Origin of the sequence: Roseburia amylophila (assembly GCF_025567465.1) — a bacterium.
GTDB lineage: Bacteria > Bacillota > Clostridia > Lachnospirales > Lachnospiraceae > Roseburia_C > Roseburia_C amylophila.
Genome location: NZ_JAOQKI010000002.1, coordinates 155,511 through 172,037, shown reverse-complemented (window position 1 = coordinate 172,037; position 16,527 = coordinate 155,511). Strand labels below are relative to the sequence as shown.

General features: G+C 36.4%; 13 protein-coding genes. All 13 read left to right on the top strand.

Annotated elements, in window-relative coordinates; translation table 11 throughout:
* Positions 1-10: 10 nt before the first annotated feature.
* Complete coding sequence (locus tag OCV43_RS02165; protein WP_227700534.1) at positions 11-973, top strand: hypothetical protein; 963 nt, start codon at positions 11-13, stop codon at positions 971-973.
* Complete coding sequence (locus OCV43_RS02160) at positions 970-1,794, top strand: SDR family NAD(P)-dependent oxidoreductase (protein ID WP_227700535.1); 825 nt, start codon at positions 970-972, stop codon at positions 1,792-1,794. Before OCV43_RS02165 ends, OCV43_RS02160 begins: the two co-directional genes overlap by 4 nt.
* A 13-nt stretch (positions 1,795-1,807) precedes the next feature.
* Positions 1,808-3,163 carry a D-glycero-beta-D-manno-heptose 1,7-bisphosphate 7-phosphatase gene (gmhB, locus tag OCV43_RS02155; RefSeq protein WP_227700536.1) on the top strand — a complete coding sequence of 452 codons (1,356 nt, stop codon included), beginning with the start codon at positions 1,808-1,810 and terminating at the stop codon, positions 3,161-3,163.
* 19 nt (positions 3,164-3,182) lie between these two features.
* Positions 3,183-3,836 (top strand): D-sedoheptulose-7-phosphate isomerase, encoded by a 654-nt coding sequence (locus OCV43_RS02150; protein ID WP_118056486.1) that lies wholly within the window; start codon positions 3,183-3,185, stop codon positions 3,834-3,836.
* A 69-nt stretch (positions 3,837-3,905) separates the two neighbouring features.
* A complete protein-coding gene (locus OCV43_RS02145; RefSeq protein ID WP_227700537.1) occupies positions 3,906-5,621 on the top strand; it encodes a hypothetical protein in 1,716 nt (571 codons plus the stop codon).
* A gap of 37 nt (positions 5,622-5,658) precedes the next feature.
* Positions 5,659-7,290: a cytidylyltransferase domain-containing protein gene (locus OCV43_RS02140; RefSeq protein ID WP_262623301.1), complete on the top strand. Its 1,632-nt coding sequence runs from the start codon at positions 5,659-5,661 to the stop codon at positions 7,288-7,290.
* Positions 7,291-7,369: 79 nt separating this feature from the next.
* Positions 7,370-8,383, top strand: coding sequence for an acyltransferase family protein (locus OCV43_RS02135; RefSeq protein ID WP_262623300.1), 1,014 nt, complete (start codon positions 7,370-7,372; stop codon positions 8,381-8,383).
* A gap of 13 nt (positions 8,384-8,396) precedes the next feature.
* On the top strand, positions 8,397-9,464 hold the full coding sequence (locus OCV43_RS02130; protein ID WP_262623299.1) for an N-acetylneuraminate synthase family protein: 1,068 nt from the start codon (positions 8,397-8,399) through the stop codon (positions 9,462-9,464).
* Positions 9,465-9,657: 193 nt separating this feature from the next.
* Positions 9,658-10,287: a hypothetical protein gene (locus OCV43_RS02125; protein WP_262623298.1), complete on the top strand. Its 630-nt coding sequence runs from the start codon at positions 9,658-9,660 to the stop codon at positions 10,285-10,287.
* A gap of 71 nt (positions 10,288-10,358) precedes the next feature.
* The gene (locus OCV43_RS02120; protein ID WP_262623297.1) at positions 10,359-11,891 is read left to right on the top strand and encodes an ATP-binding protein; all 1,533 of its coding nucleotides are present in this window, start codon (positions 10,359-10,361) and stop codon (positions 11,889-11,891) included.
* Between the two features lie 34 nt (positions 11,892-11,925).
* Positions 11,926-12,114, top strand: coding sequence for a hypothetical protein (locus tag OCV43_RS02115; protein WP_262623296.1), 189 nt, complete (start codon positions 11,926-11,928; stop codon positions 12,112-12,114).
* Positions 12,115-12,186: 72 nt separating this feature from the next.
* Entirely contained in the window at positions 12,187-14,433 is a 2,247-nt protein-coding gene (locus OCV43_RS02110; protein WP_262623295.1) for a transglutaminase domain-containing protein, read from the top strand.
* 186 nt (positions 14,434-14,619) lie between these two features.
* Entirely contained in the window at positions 14,620-16,485 is a 1,866-nt protein-coding gene (locus tag OCV43_RS02105; protein ID WP_262623294.1) for a hypothetical protein, read from the top strand.
* Positions 16,486-16,527: the final 42 nt, after the last annotated feature.

Below are 16,527 nucleotides of genomic sequence, written 5' to 3'. Positions count from 1 at the left end.
AAGTAAATAAATGATAGTTTTAGGAATATTATGTTTGATAATAATGGTATTTATTTTATTGAATTATAGATATAAGAATTCGTTTTATTATCAAAATTTAGTTGAATTTGAAAATCGTCCTGTGAGAAAAATATATTGGTCCGACAAAATCAAAATGGTTAATTTGGGAAGTGTACATGCCAGATTTGCATTTCAGTACTTTAAAAATGAGGGAGTTAGTCTGGCCCGTGCACCACAATCTTTATATTATGATATTCAGTTACTGGAAAATTATTCGAAGCATATTCCACGAGATACAATTGTGGTTGCTTTTTTTCCTATTGGTTTATTTGCTTTAAAAAATTATACATCATTGAATCAAATTGCAAAGTATTATTATGAACTGCCCAAAGATAGAATAGAAAAATATTCGCTTCTCAAGTATATAATTGCGGTAAAATATCCAATTTTGTATGCAGGGAAAAAAGCAATATATAGTATTGTAAATAGAAAAATTGACTCAGAATGGTCATATCAAAAATGTGTTGTATCTGAAGAAAGATTGAAAAAAATAGCACAGGAACATTGTGATGTCTGGAAGAAACAGTTTCAATTAGAGAATTTGACAGATGCAGATACAACTCATTTAATACCATGCTTTGAATATAATCGAAAGTTATTAGAAAGATTGGTGGACAAATGTAAAGCACAGGGATGGAAACTTGTTTTTGTGACTGGTCCTATGGCACGGCAGATGAACGAAATGTTTTCTGAAAAATTTTTACAAAATTTTTACTATTCGAATTTTCAGGATATAGCAGAAAAAAATAATGTTTTACATTTAGATTATAGACTGGATGATACATTTCAAGATGATAATAATTTGTTTTGGAATGGAGTTGATTGGTTATCTGAGACTGGAAGACGAGTTTTTATGGAAAAATTAGAGAATGATTTATATAAAAATGGATATTGGGAAGGAGACCAGCCATGAATAAAATTAGCCGTACTTTAAAAAAAATGTTTGGTAAAAAGGTTTATGTAGATATTTCAACAACTCAAAGTGGAAATTTGCTAAGAGATAAATGCGTGGTTATTACTGGTGGTTCTGAAGGGATTGGAGCAGCTATTGCCCGCAAGTGTATTAGTCAAGGGGCAAGAGTTTTGATAACAGGGAGAGATGAGGTAAAATTACATAACTTTGCAGATGCAGTGGATAGAGATAAAGTCAGCGTTTTGAATTGGGATATATCCGATTGCACAGTTATAGAAGAAAAATTCAAACAAGTACTTAATGAATTGGGACAAGTTGATATTTGGATTAATAATGCCGGAATATATAGGGATGTTAATTACAGTTCATGCAGGTTACGGGATTGGGATGAGATAATGTCGACCAATATCAGAGGACCATATTTCGCTACAAACAGAGTGGCTAATTATTTTATAGAAGAAAAAATCAAAGGAGTTATATTAAATATTTCGTCTGAGACAGGAAAAGTAGCAGGCACAAATCCATATGGTTTTTCGAAAAATATAATTATGCAATATACAGAGGGGCTTGCAGTAGAATTAGGGAAATATGGAATTCGTTCGAATGCAATTGCCCCAGGTGGAGTTGCTACAAAGATTGCGGGAAGGACAACAGGTGACGAATTATCATTTCCTGCATTAGGTGGAAGATTAATTACATGTGAAGAAATTGCGGAGTTAGCATTGTTTTTAGTAGCACCTTTAAGTTCATGCATTAATGGACAAGTGATTTATGCTAACGAAGGTAATACTATTGTTATACCAAGTGGAAATATTTATTAGGAGAAAAGAATAAATGTTAGCAATCATAATGGCAGGTGGTAGAGGAACTCGTATTTCAGCTATTGCCCAAGATATACCAAAACCAATGATTCCAATATGTGGAGTGCCGGTATTGGAGAGAGAAATAGTCTGTCTTAGAAATCAGGGATTTACAGATATTATCCTTACTGTGAGTCATATGGGAGAAGTAATTATGGATTACTTCAAGGATGGAAGTCAGCTGGGAGTGCATATTAGTTATTACTTTGAAAAAGAGCCGCTGGGCAATGCTGGGGCATTATTCCGGTTGAGACAGGAAATAGAAGAATCTGGAGATGATTCGTTTTTACTATTAAATGCAGATGCTATATTTGACGTTGATTTTAATAGAATGGTAACATTTCACAGAGAAAAGAAGGCTGAAGTGACTTTATTTACTCATCCGAATGCACATCCTTATGATAGTGGACTTATTATTGTTAATCGCAACGAACAGGTGGACAAATGGTTGGCAAAAGAGGATAAGAGACCTAGGTGGTATCAGAATAGAGTGAATGCGGGCTTACATGTTATTGCGAATAGGGCTATAGATGAATATTTGAAATTACTGGCAGATGATGAGAAGATGGTTGCCTCAGATGCAGGAGTGCATAGTGATAAGATGGCAATCGTACCCATTGGAAAAGTTGACCTTGATCGTCAGATTTTGAAACCATTATCTGGAACAGGAAAGATGTATGTATACGATAGCCCGGAATATGTAAAAGATATGGGGACACCAGAAAGGTATTATGGTGTATGCAAAGATTATGAAAAAGGAATTGTTCAGGCAAAAAATTTGTCAAATAAGCAGAAGGCTATTTTTTTGGATCGGGATGGTACGATAAATAAATATGTAGGATTTTTGAGAAATATTGATGAATTTGAATTGTTGCCAGGCGTGATAGAAGCAATCAAAAAAATTAATGCATCAGGTTATCTGGCTATTGTAGTGACTAATCAACCGGTAATTGCACGAGGCGAAGTGTCTTATGGAGAACTGGAAGAGATTCATAATAAGATGGAAACACTTTTAGGAGAGAAAGGTGCATATATAGATGCAATTTACTATTGCCCACATCATCCAGACAAGGGATATGATGGTGAAATACCAGAGTTGAAGTTTGAATGTGATTGCAGAAAACCAAAACCTGGGATGTTGTGGAAGGCAGCAACTGATTTTAATGTTGATTTGTCAAAATCATGGATGATTGGTGATGGAGAAAATGATGTATTGGCTGGAAAAAATGCTAGGTGTAAGACTGGATATATAAAACGTGAAAATAAGCTGATAGAAGCTGATATAACAGGTGAATCTTTGCTTGAGGTAATTACGAAAATTCTTAATTAGAATTTTATGAAGGAGAAATATGAGACATTTAGAAAAAAAATTAGGGAAACATATTGATTTGTTGATACAGCGATATCCTGTTTTAGAGTTGTGCAGGCAGGATATAATAGATGGTTATTTAGTTATGGAGGAGGCTTATGAAAATAACCATAAGCTTTTGATTGCAGGCAATGGTGGCTCGGCTGCTGATTCAGAACATATTGCGGGAGAGCTTATGAAACGTTTTAAAACTCCGCGAAAAGTATCAGCAGAATTTGCCAAGAAACTTTGTGAGGTGGATTCAGAGAGAGGACCATCTTTAGCTGAAAATCTGGAATGTGGTCTGATGGCTATTCCACTTGTTGCACATGAAGCACTTACTACTGCGTATATTAATGATGTGGATGGACTTGGTGTATTTGCACAGCAATTATTCGGATATGGAAGAGAAGGGGATGTTTTTCTTGGAATTTCTACATCAGGGAATAGTAAAAATATTATAAGTGCAACTGTTGTTGCAAGAGCATTGGGAATTAAGATTGTTGGACTTACGGGGGCAAAAGGTGGAGAACTTGCAAGTGTTTCGGATGTGGTAGTAAAAGTTCCAGAGACAGAAACCTATATGATTCAAGAACTGCATTTGCCAGTATACCATTGTTGGTGCTTGATGTTGGAGGAACATTTTTTTGGATAGTTATGTTCGTTATAAAAAAGGGTTCAAGTACGAAATAAAAAAGTAAGTTTGTAAGGAAGGAAATATGATATGAGGGAAAAAGTTGTGAATAGTGCAGACTATATTATAAAAATATTGTCTGTTCTTGTATCAGTATACTTTGTCAGTTCATTAGTATATAGAAATATATATATATGTGTTTCATTGGACCTGTTAATGTATCTAATGTCAGCTATTGTAATTGTGGATTATGTAATGTATGCATTTGATACATATAAAATAAATTATGCAGAAAATAAAATAATAAGAGGATGTATATGGACGATAACAGCTTGCGTATGTAATGTGAAAATATTGATAATATTATTTGTTGTTTCATTGCTATTTTGGCTTTATATATCCAATGAAAAAAGAAGAAAATTTGATTTTTCGTTTACATTTATGGTGGCATGTTTTGGCATGGAAATCATTAGCGTTATTGATATAATGTATGATTGCGAATATAGACATGGCGCAAAAATGCTGAATAGCTCGCTGGCAGTAGATATTTTGACAGTAATATCAGTATTGATGTATATATATTCAGACAAGATATTTACATGGATGGCAAAATTACCGGCAATTGAAAGAATGACAAATTATAATAGTGTGAATTTTAATGAGGAAACACTTTGGCAGAAGAGGATGACATATGTTGGAGTAATACTTATTGGGTTATTATTGGGATTACATACGTATAATTCTTTTGTCATTAATAAAGATATTTCGAGAATATTTATATTATCATTGATGATGATACTACAAATTGTAATTGTGTATTTTTTATATGACAAGGTATGCAGTGACCTAGGCAGAACAGTCAATCTGTTTATAGCAGTAATTACGGTTTGCTTGCCATATATTAATTGTAAAAATTACAGCTTGAAAATGTCTCTTATATATTGTTCAGCGTTTGCAATTTGGTATTGCTGTTTCAAGTTTATAAAGAATAAGAAATGGAGTTGGATAATTGCTACAGTTTTGGCGATTTGTGCGGTTGCTTTTTTGGTTGTAAATGGTTATTATATTATCCCTTTCATAAATGTTGGCATCGGGATTCTTTTGGGAAAGATATTTAAAAAGAAGGAATGTTATTTAATTATTTTATGCATTATATTGATAATATGTGGTCAGGTGTTGTTTGATTATAAATATATAACACCAATGAAAGAATATGATGAAGTAATTAATACTTGCTATGATATCAATGAAAAAGTGGATGTTGACATGTTTTATGTGGGAGAAGATTCTCATATGATAAAGATGTTAAAAGATGGAGATATAACATTTAATTCAACAACCTGCGATAATATAACGGAAAGTGGAGTGATTATATTTGATGCCGCTATTCCAGAAAAATATATTATACATAAATATGTTGTGTTAGAAGACAATCAATTTATTGTTTGCTTTAACGATGAAAGTTTAGCGGAAAATTATCAAAATATGGGAGGAAAATATTCGAAGAAAGAATGTGATGCTCAATTGAATATAGACTATAAGCAGAAAACACACATGGCAGAAGTAACAGTCTCAAATGTAACGGAAGGGTATCATGACCTATCTGTGGCAGTCTGGAAAGGTAATGAGGAGCCAATATGGTATAATTTTGTGGATCATGGAGATGGACAGTTTCAAGTTAATGTAAAGTTGAAAAAATATAAGGAAAATGAAAGGATTAATTTTCATATATATGGGACATTTGAACAGGAAGACCCAAATATTATAATAGGAAGTGATTATTTAATCCCAGCGATTGAACAATAATCAGAAGTATAACAATAACAACAGAGAGGATAAGATAATGGTCTTGGCAGTAATACCGGCTCGTGGCGGCTCAAAAGGAATACCACGGAAAAATGTCCGTTTGATGAATGGAAAACCACTTATTTATTATGCAATTCATAATGCAAAGAATTGTCCAAGCATTGATGATGTTGTAGTTTCATCTGATGATGAAGAGATTTTGAAAATAGCTTCTTCTTATGGTGTAGAGACCATGACCAGAGACAGTGAACTGGCAAAGGATGCCGTGACATTAGACCCGGTTATCTATGATGCAGTCTGCACTATGGAAAAGAAGAAAGGGATTCAGTATGATGTGGTAATTACCTTACAGGTAACATCACCGTTACTTTCTTCTGATACCTTGGATAAGGCTTTGGAAAGCTTTTTGGCTTCTTCCGATGATACTTATATCAGTGTGGTAAATAAGCCGCATTTATCCTGGACGAAGAAAGATGGCTGTTATGTACCGAATTATGAGAAACGTCTGAACCGTCAGCAGTTACCGCCGAACTATCTTGAGACAGGTGCATTTCTGATTACAAGAAGAGAATGTATGGAGGTAAACAGCCGCATTGGAAAGAAGGTTTCTGTCTATGAGATGCCGGAGCGTGAGGCAGTGGATATTGATGCTGCTTCCGACTGGGTATTGTGTGAGTATGAACTGAAAAAGAAACGGATTATTCTTCGGGCAGATGGATACAAAGAGCTTGGAATGGGACACATTTATCACTGCCTGACACTGGCATATAATCTGACCGGACAGGAGATTCTCTTTGTGACAAAAGAGCAGCATGAACCGGGACTGAAGAAACTGCAGGAAGCAAATATGCCGGTACATACCATTAAGAGTGACGAAGAATTCATGGAATTCGTGCAGGAATGGAAGCCGGACGTAGTAGTAAATGACTGCCTTAATACAGAAGCAGATTACATCAAAGAATTAAAGAAATATGTGAAACGTGTCGTAACCATAGAAGATCTCGGCGAGGGAGCCGATTATGCAGATGTAGTGATTAATGCTCTGTATGAAGATCATACCAGAGGAGATAATTATTACTGGGGATCCAATTATGTATGTCTTCGGGATGAATTTTTCTGTGCCACACCATCCGTATTTCATGAACAGGTGCAGAATATAGTGGTTATCTTCGGTGGAACAGACCCTTCGAACTTTACCAAGAGAATCTATGAGATGGCAAAGCGGATTCATAAGGATTATCCTGAGATTAAATTCCATTTTGCACTGGGCGTAGGGTATGACCAGAAAGCAAATCAGATTGAGACAGATGAAATAGCAGGCATCTATGTAGAGCAGAATTTAAAACACATCAGCGACCTTTTTGGCAAGGCAGACCTGGCATTTACTTCTCAGGGCAGAACCGTCTATGAGCTTGCCACCATAGGCGTACCGGCAGTGGTTATGGCTCAGAATGAGCGTGAGATGAAGCACACCTTTGCACAGATGAACAATGGTTTCTTAAATCTTGGACTTGGAATCAATGTGGCAGATGAAACCATTGAGACAACCTTCCGCTGGCTGGTTGATACACCACAGATTCGAAAGGAAATGCAAAGCCTGATGATGCGTCATGACTTGAAATCCGGTATTAAGAGGGTAATCGGATTAATTTTGGAGGACGAAGAATAGATTTTGGTAGCAAGAGTGAGACCATTGAGACTAAAAATGAGACCATTGAGACCAAAGTGAGACTAATTGGAGAACAAATATGCAGAAGAACATAGCATGGCTTTCGAGCCTGCGTGGAATAGGCTGCCTCTTCGTACTGGCAGCACATCTTGGCGCAAGCTCGACAAATTATGGAATGTATTTTAACGGCTGCGGCAAAATAGGTGTCTGGTTGTTTATGATTTTCAGTGGATTCTGGTTTCTGTATCCGCTCTGCCAGAGGCAGCAGGCTTTGAAGGGGCGGAATCTTATGGGCTATTATGGCAAGAAAATCATCCGGATTATGATACCATATCTGGCAGTTCTGCTGATTTCCATGGGACTGGGATTTATTCCGGATGGAAAGGAACTGTTGCGGCATTTGTTGCTGGTAGATGGATTCGGACATTTCTGGTATATGCCGGTTATTATGAAATTTTTCCTGATTGCACCGCTGTTCTGGCTGTTGCAGCAGATGATAAGGAATAAAAAATGGCTGTTTGCAATAATCGCAGGAATTGGAATTGCACTGTCAGTAGTATTTCCGTTTACCACATACACAGAAAATTCCACGCAACTGCGGTGGTATGTTCCGGTATTTTTAATGGGAATGCTTCTTGCAATTATCTGGGACTTCTGGAATAACTGGAAGGAAAACAGCATAGGAGCAGATGTAATTGTATTGGCACTGGTAGTAATATTATTTTCCCTTACACCGTGGTTCCGGCAGAAGTTGTGGGGAATAGAGCCATCTGCTTATCTGCAGAATAAATATCTGCTGATGGGGGGATTGTGGTGCCTTATTATTCTTGGAATCGTAAAAGGGAAAATATGGAAAGCATGGCTTAATAAGAGCCGCATCCTGCAATGGATTGGAGAAATCAGCTTTCCGCTGTACCTCATTCATTTCCCAATCTTAATGCGGTTAAATACTACGGAAATGGGATGGACGAAAAAAGTGATTATTGTATTGGTTACAAGTATTTTACTGGCGGCAATTCTCCATTGGGGCGTGGAAAAGCCATGTATCACATTGTCAAAGAAACTGACAGAATATAAAAAGTCAGAGAAGTAAAGGAGAAATGAATATGAGTAAAATTATCGAACGTGCTCTGACACATAAAGCAGTACTGATTGCAGAGATTGGTGTAAATTATTATGACATTGCAAAGAAAATGAACATTTCCAATATGGAAGCTGCAAAGTTAATGATCAAGAAAGCCAAGGATGCCGGAATCCATGCAGTAAAATTCCAGACCTATAAAGCTGATACGCTGGCAGCAAAGGATTCTCCATCTTACTGGGATACCACGGAAGAGACCACAACATCCCAGCATGAGTTGTTTCAGAAATTTGACCAGTTTGGCGAAAAAGAATATCAGGAGCTGAAGGATTACAGTGATGAAATTGGCATTGAATTTTTATCCACTGCATTTGATATTGAATCAGCAGATTATCTCGATAAGATGATGGAGGTATACAAAGTATCTTCTTCTGATATGAATAATCTTCCGTTTGTGGAATATCAGGCAAAGAAAAAGAAACCAATGCTCATTTCCGTAGGTGCAGCCAATGAGGATGAGATTGACCGCATGATAGCAACTGTCCGTAAGGTAAATAACCAGCCGCTTTGCATTCTGCATTGTGTGCTGGAGTATCCGACTCCGTATGAGCATGCTAACTTAAATAAGATAGCAAGCCTGAAAGAAAAGTATAAGGATCTGATTATCGGATATTCAGACCATACAAAACCGGATGCCTGCGCAGATGTAATCAAAACAGCGTACAATCTGGGCGCGGTAGTGATAGAGAAGCATTTTACACTGGACAAGACCTTAAAAGGAAATGATCACTATCATGCTATGGATCCGGAGGATGCAAGAAAGATTCTTTCAGGAATTGAATTTATTGATACCATTCGTGGCAAAGGTGATTTATGCTGCTTAGAGACAGAGCAGACTGCCAGAAAGAATGCAAGACGTTCTCTGGTAACAACCTGCGATATTGCAAAAGGAACCGTAATCACAAGAGAAATGTTGACCTTCAAGAGACCGGGAACCGGAATTTCTCCGGAGCGGATGGAAGAAATTATTGGACGCACGCTGAAGGTGGATGTGGCAGAGGATACGATTTTGAAGGATGAAATGTTAGGATAATTAGAGAAGGAATAGTGCAAGAATAGAAAATTCTGAAATTAAAAAATTATATTATGGAAATAATGTAGTATTGGTCGTATTATTATAGTTCTGGTTGATTCAGATGAAAGAGGCATCATATGTAGTTGCTGATATGGTTTGAGTCTTTTACTTTATAACTAAATGGATGTAGTAAGAATGGGGATAGTGTAAAATGTTTATGCAATTGTTAATATATTACTATGATTTAATAAAAAAAGAAAAGTATAGCAAAAATCCCAGATGGATGACATTTTTAATTGTTTTTTCTATTGCAGTTTTGATCATAGGAACAATATTGTCGGTTTCTAATTGTATGATAGGTATGAACATTATGTATTTGTTAGCGTTTTGTTCGATTATTGTAATGATATTCAAATCTGAAAGTATTCCTAAAAAAATAATTACGCCTAAAGATTATCATGAAAAAATTCTTATGCAATTAAAAAAGACATTAGATGAAGCTCAAATTAAAAATAAAGAATCTTTGCAGGCAATTATTGAACAATGTAGGGATTACGAACAAATTGAAACAAATAATGGTTGGAATAAATTTATAGACATTTTTAATTTGATGATATGCCCATTAGTAATAACATCAGGCTCTATTATATTTAGCATGGTGAATAAAAAAGAAAGTTTGCTGATATTGGGCGGTATGATAGTAATAGTTTTGTTATTTATTTTAGTTACAGGATGGATTCTTCCTGAGATTAAAAGTTGGTTGAATAGTTATAAAACGGTTGCAAAGAAAATGAGGGGCGATTTAGAAATTATACTTTCAGAATATTATAATGATAAATAATGTGGTTTAAAGAGGTAACAACATACATAATTGTTTCATAACAAAAGCGCGATAGAAAGGGAGGAGGCTAAATGATTCCATTAAAAATAGAAACATTACTAGAAGGGCGTGTTGTAGAGCATGACCGCGTTGAATATAAGACTGGGTGGAATCCAAATGCTATTATTCATTCAATCTGTGCATTTGCAAATGATTATGATAATACGAATGGTGGTTATATTGTAATTGGAGTAAAGGAAAAGGATGGGATGCCGGTATTTCCATTGGAAGGACTACCAAAGGAAAATCTTGATATAATTCAGCAGGAAATATTTCAATATTGTAATATGATAGTTCCAAGGTATATTCCAAGAATGGAGATAATTGATTATAAAAAAACAGGGACATTTTTAGTATATCTATGGTGCCCGGCGGGTGACAGTGGACCATATCAGGCGCCTCATACGGTCTATGGAGTGAAAGGGGAAAAGATTGATAAGACCATGAAATATTGGATTCGCCCAGCTTCATTAACAACGGACGCAAAACAGGATGAGGTTTCTGAACTTTTTGACAAATTTAATTCCGTTCCATATGATGACCGGATAAATCGGAAAGCAAGAATAGATGATATTAGACGAGGATATATGGAGGATTTTATTAGAAAAAGTAATAGTAGTCTGATAAATGGACTGAATAACAGTTCTTTAGAAGATTTATTACTTGCACAGGAAGTCGCAGATGAAACAGACACAGAGCTTGATATTAGAAATATAGGCGTATTGATGTTTGCAGAACATCCAGAAAAATTAATTCCTGGAGCACAGATAGAATTAATTCGATTCAATACGGAAGAGGCAGAGGCTTCCGATGATTTTATAGAAAAAACATTTACGGGACCTATTTGGAAACAGATTCAGGATGCGTTAGATTATATAAATACAACAGTGATAGAGGAAAAAGTAGTTAAGATTAAGGGGAAAGCAGAGGCAGAGCGTTTTTATAATTATCCTTATAATGCATTGGAAGAAGCATTAGTAAATGCAGTGTTCCATAAGTCTTACCGTGAACCTGAACCAGTAGAAATTCGTATTTATGTAGATAGTATACAGATTATTAATTATCCCGGACTTGCAAAATGGATTAATCTTGAAAAGTTTGAGGCTGGAAAAATCAGGGGCAGAAAGTACCGGAACAGAAGAATTGGAGAATTATTTAAAGAAATTGATTTGTCTGAGAAAAAGGGAACCGGAATTTCTAAAATAATACGGGAATTAAGGCAAAATGGTTCCCCTGAGCCAGAATTTGAAATGGATAATGATAGAAATTATCTAAATACTATTATTTATATCCGCAGTGGATTTGAAAAAACAGATGTTACATCAGGAATGAATAAAAATGTATCAAGTGAGGCTTTAAGTGAGGCTTTAAATGAGGCTTTAAATAAAAACGAATTAGTTATAGTAAATCTGATAAAGAATAATCCTGCTATAAAACAGAAAGACATCGTTGAATTAACTGGTATTTCAAGATCACAGGTGCAACGGATTATGAAGTCTTTACAGGAGCGAAATATAATTATGCATGAGGATTCAAAGAAAACAGGAAGATGGATAATATGGTAACTGCCAATCAAAAGAGAAGAGGCTTTATTAATTTATGAAGAAGGATTTGTTAAGACCGAACTGCTATATGCAGATTGTCGATGGACAGATTCGTTCTTTTGCAGATTCAACGGAGAAAAAGTTACGCAAGGCACATAATCTGAGAAAGATGTACCAGGCGGGGCGTTTGATGGAAAATATGAAACTGCATCTTAAAAAGATATTAGAGCGAGCATTGTGTTGAAAAAAGTCATCAAAACAAGTAACATGGGATTATATAAATGTGTAAACAAATAAAAAATTAAGGAGGGCACCAATGAAGAAAAAAGTAGGAAACAGATTAATTGCCTTGTTACTGGCATTATTTATGGCAGTAACCATGATGCCGGATATGGCGGTTGGGGCAGAAGAAACAGATAATAGTTCTGCTTCGACAGAACGGAAATGTGGTTATGAACAACCAGAGTTTATCTATGTTGAAGATACAGGTGATGTTGATATAGATAAGCCCATGTTATATAGTGCACAGTATAATACAGCAGATGCATCTTATTGGTCATTGTATGGATCAAACTATTATTATGGTGAGATGACTAGTGAAGAAAAGAAATTTTACGATGCACTTTATAATGTAAATATGGCATTTCTTACAGGTACAGCAGATGCAGATTATATTCAAGCGTCTTATTGTTCAGGATTCGTTTCGATTGGAAATCTTGATGATGATACGGCAAAAAGAATTGCTCAGATTGTCCAGATGTCTAATCCGCAGTTTTATTTTGCAAATGAAGCAATAATGTGTAGGACTACTGCAGATGGAAAACATATTCGGGCAATATCATTATGTGTATATGATGATTTCGCAAATGGTATTGAAAGGGAAAATATTACTAGTAAAATTAAGGTTAAATTGGATACATGGGTAGCATCGATTAAGAGCAAAGCGACAATTCTTGATATGGAGCAGGAAGCACATGACATTATTATGCAGAATTGCTGGTACTCTGAGGAGGGAAGCTATCATCAGAGCAGTGCCGGAGTTCTGTTAGAAGGTAAAGCAGTATGTGCCGGTTATGCGGAAACCTTTGAAATGCTTTGCAATGCAGTTGGTATTCAGACGGTATGCGTTACCAGCAGCAGTCATGAGTGGAACAAAGTAAAATTATATGGCAGATGGTATGTAGTGGACTGTACCTGGGATGATGATAAAGATGATACAACCGGAACTGTCTATAGTTATTGGTGTTTTAATGTATCCGATAATTTCAGTGATGAATATGGCAAGTGGTCACATGAAGCAGAAAGCTGGTGGAGCAGCTATAGTGTTCCGGTCTGTGAGAATGACAAAGTAATTACAGATAGAGACTATAACTATCAGGGAGTGGATTATTCGTCAGTATTTGATGTGGATTATTATTTGAAAACCTACCCGGATATTAAAGCAGCTTTCGGTGCAGATGAGAATCAGGCATTTATGCATTTTATTAACTGCGGAATGGCAGAAGGACGTCAGGGAAAATCAAGCTTTAATGTAATCTCTTATAAGAACAGGTATAAGGATTTAAGGATGGCATTTGGCAATAATTTACGCTCTTATTATTTGCATTACATATCAAATGGTAAAGCAGAAGGACGTAAGGCGACTGGTGATGTGGCGATTACGGATGGTGTCTCCGTATATAATGGAGTAGACTATTCCGCAGTATATAATTACAGCTATTATATTAAGAAGTATCCAGATATTGCAAAGGCGTTTCCAAATGATGATATCAGTACACTGGCTCATTTTATGACATGCGGCATGAATGAAAAACGTCAGGGAAATATGAACTTTGATGTGAATTCTTATTACAATCGATATGCTGATTTACGGAGTGCGTTTGGTACAAACTGGAGTGCTTATTATCTTCATTATATACAGAATGGCAAGGCGGAAGGCCGGAAAGGAACTGGAACTAAGTCTATTCAGGGAACAACTGTATACAATGGAGTAGATTATTCCGCTGTTTATAATATGAGTGATTATCTGAACAAGAATACAGATGTGAAGAAAGCTGTTGGCGGGGATGACCTTGCTGCGATTGCTCATTTTGTGAATTATGGTATGAAGGAAGGTCGCCAGGCAAGCAGTAAATTCGATGTGAATTCTTATCGTATGCGCTATAAAGATTTGAGAAGTGCATTTGGCTATGATTTGGCAGCTTATTATTACCATTATATGAGTTCCGGTAAAGCAGAGGGTCGTCAGGCAACTGGAAAAGTAACAAGCATTGATGCGATTACCGTATACAATGGAGTTGATTACAGTGCAGTATATGACTTTAATTATTATCTGAGTGCAAATCCGGATATCAAGGCAGCATTTGGAAATGATGATCTGGCTGTATTGTCACATTTCGTGAATTATGGCATGAAGGAAGGCCGTCGTAGTTGTGAAGCATTTAATGTGTTGACCTACCGTGAGAAAAACGGAGACTTAAAAGCCGCATTTGGCGATGATTTGAAACAGTATTATATCCATTATATAAACTATGGTAAAAATGAAGGAAGAAAAGCTGCATAGATTGGAATGCAGATAAGAAAGGCTGTTGCACAGGCAGATGAAATTTGACGGTGTAGCAGCTTTTTCCCATTTTGTGACAAAATTCTTAAGATTTTCATAATGACAAGTAGTAATTCTTTAAAGTAGATTCATATCGTGTTACAATACAAACAGTTATGCAAACAGAAAAATATGGAGAAAATACTTATGAGAAAAACATGGAGACGACAGCTTGCCTTGGGGCTGGCAGTGGTAACAATATGGACGGGTGGAAATGCAGAACATTTCTATGCGGGGCAGAAAGATTGTGAGACTTTGGCAATCAGTACAGAGAGGCTGACAGATACAGAACAGAAAATCAATCTGGATAAAGTCAATTATCAGTTGAAGAAAAGTGCGTATGCACCTGTTTTTGATGCGTCCTATTATGCAAAGAATAATAAGGATTTAAAAATAGCATTTGGAAATGATGAAAATGCACTTTTTCAACATTTCTTAAATTACGGAATGTCAGAAGGCCGTCAGGCAAGTGCGGAATTTAATGTAAAGTCTTATCGGAATGCTTATGCAGATTTACGACAGGCATTTGGAAATGATTTAAAGAGTTATTATCTGCATTATATGAATTATGGTAAGAGAGAAGGCAGAAAGGCAGCCGGTGTTACAATCTTGCAGAATCCGGTTACAGTATATAATGGCGTAAATTATTCATCTGTATATAATTACAATTACTATATCAGCAGGAATCCGGATGTCGCAAGGGCATTTCCAGATGATGACATCAGTACTCTGGCACATTTTGTGAATTATGGAATGACAGAGGGACGCCGGGGATCACAGAATTTTGATGTAGCATCATACCGGAATGCGTATGCAGATTTGAGACAGGCATTTGGAAATGATTGGAAAAGCTATTATCTGCATTATATGAATTGTGGTAAGAGGGAAGGAAGAAAGACAACCGGTGTCACTTCATTGCAGAACCCTGTCACAGCATATAATGGAAAAGATTATGCAGCCGTATATAACTATGATTATTATATTTCAAAATACAGTGATTTAAAGAAAGCATTTGCCGGAGACGACAGCGCAGCAATCCGCCATTTCGTGGAATGCGGAATGGCAGAGGGCAGACAGGCAAGCAGCGAATTTATACTGAATGTATATAAGAGCAATTACAGTGATTTAAGAGCTGCATTTGGCAATGATAATAAGAACTATTATCTTCATTACATAGATTGTGGTAAAAAGGAAGGCAGAAATGCAGTAACGAAGATTGGTACACCGCCGAAGCCAGAACCAAATCCGGAACCGGAAGAGCCGGCAACAACGGAGGATAAGATTAAAGCAAAGGTTGCAAAAATCAGTAACGATTATGGCGTGACAGTCCTGACTGGAGATTCGGCAGGTTTCTATTGGACGGATACTTATTGTTCCGGAGAGACAGACCCGGAGACAACGCTTACCTGGATTACAATGGTGGATGAACAGATGGCAAGATATCCGAAAGGTTTTTTTACAGACATGCAGGATATTACTACGGTAACCATAAAGCTGGTACATAATCTAGATGCCGGCGGAGGTTCTTTTGCAGGAGTGACAAGCAGGGAGTATGGAGATCAGATGTTTATTGCACTAAATACATCCCAGTCCTTTTTACTGTCTGATAGAACCTTTAATCATGAAATGATGCATCTGATTGAATATTATATAGAAGCAAAATCATGGAATGCTTCCACACAGCAGTATGAATCACCATTAAAAGCAACGGAAGCAATTAGACCGGATGCAGAAGTGAACAGTACAAATAGTGATTATACCACATCGGACTATAACAGAGGGTGTGAAGAACAATATTATATTTCTGCTTATGCCAAGACCAATGGAAGGGAAGACCGGGCAGAAACATTCACAGATTATATGTTCCGTGCCTATAAGAAGGACTATATGATAAGGGCAGACTATCCGATTCCAAAGAAACAGCAGATTATTGCCGACTGTATCAGACGGTATTTTCCATCAGCAGCAAGCCAGCCGGCAGGCAGTCTTTCCTGGGAAAAGTGGTTGCCATAATCAGATAAAGTGTTAAAATAGATAGTTAGTAAAAAGAAACAA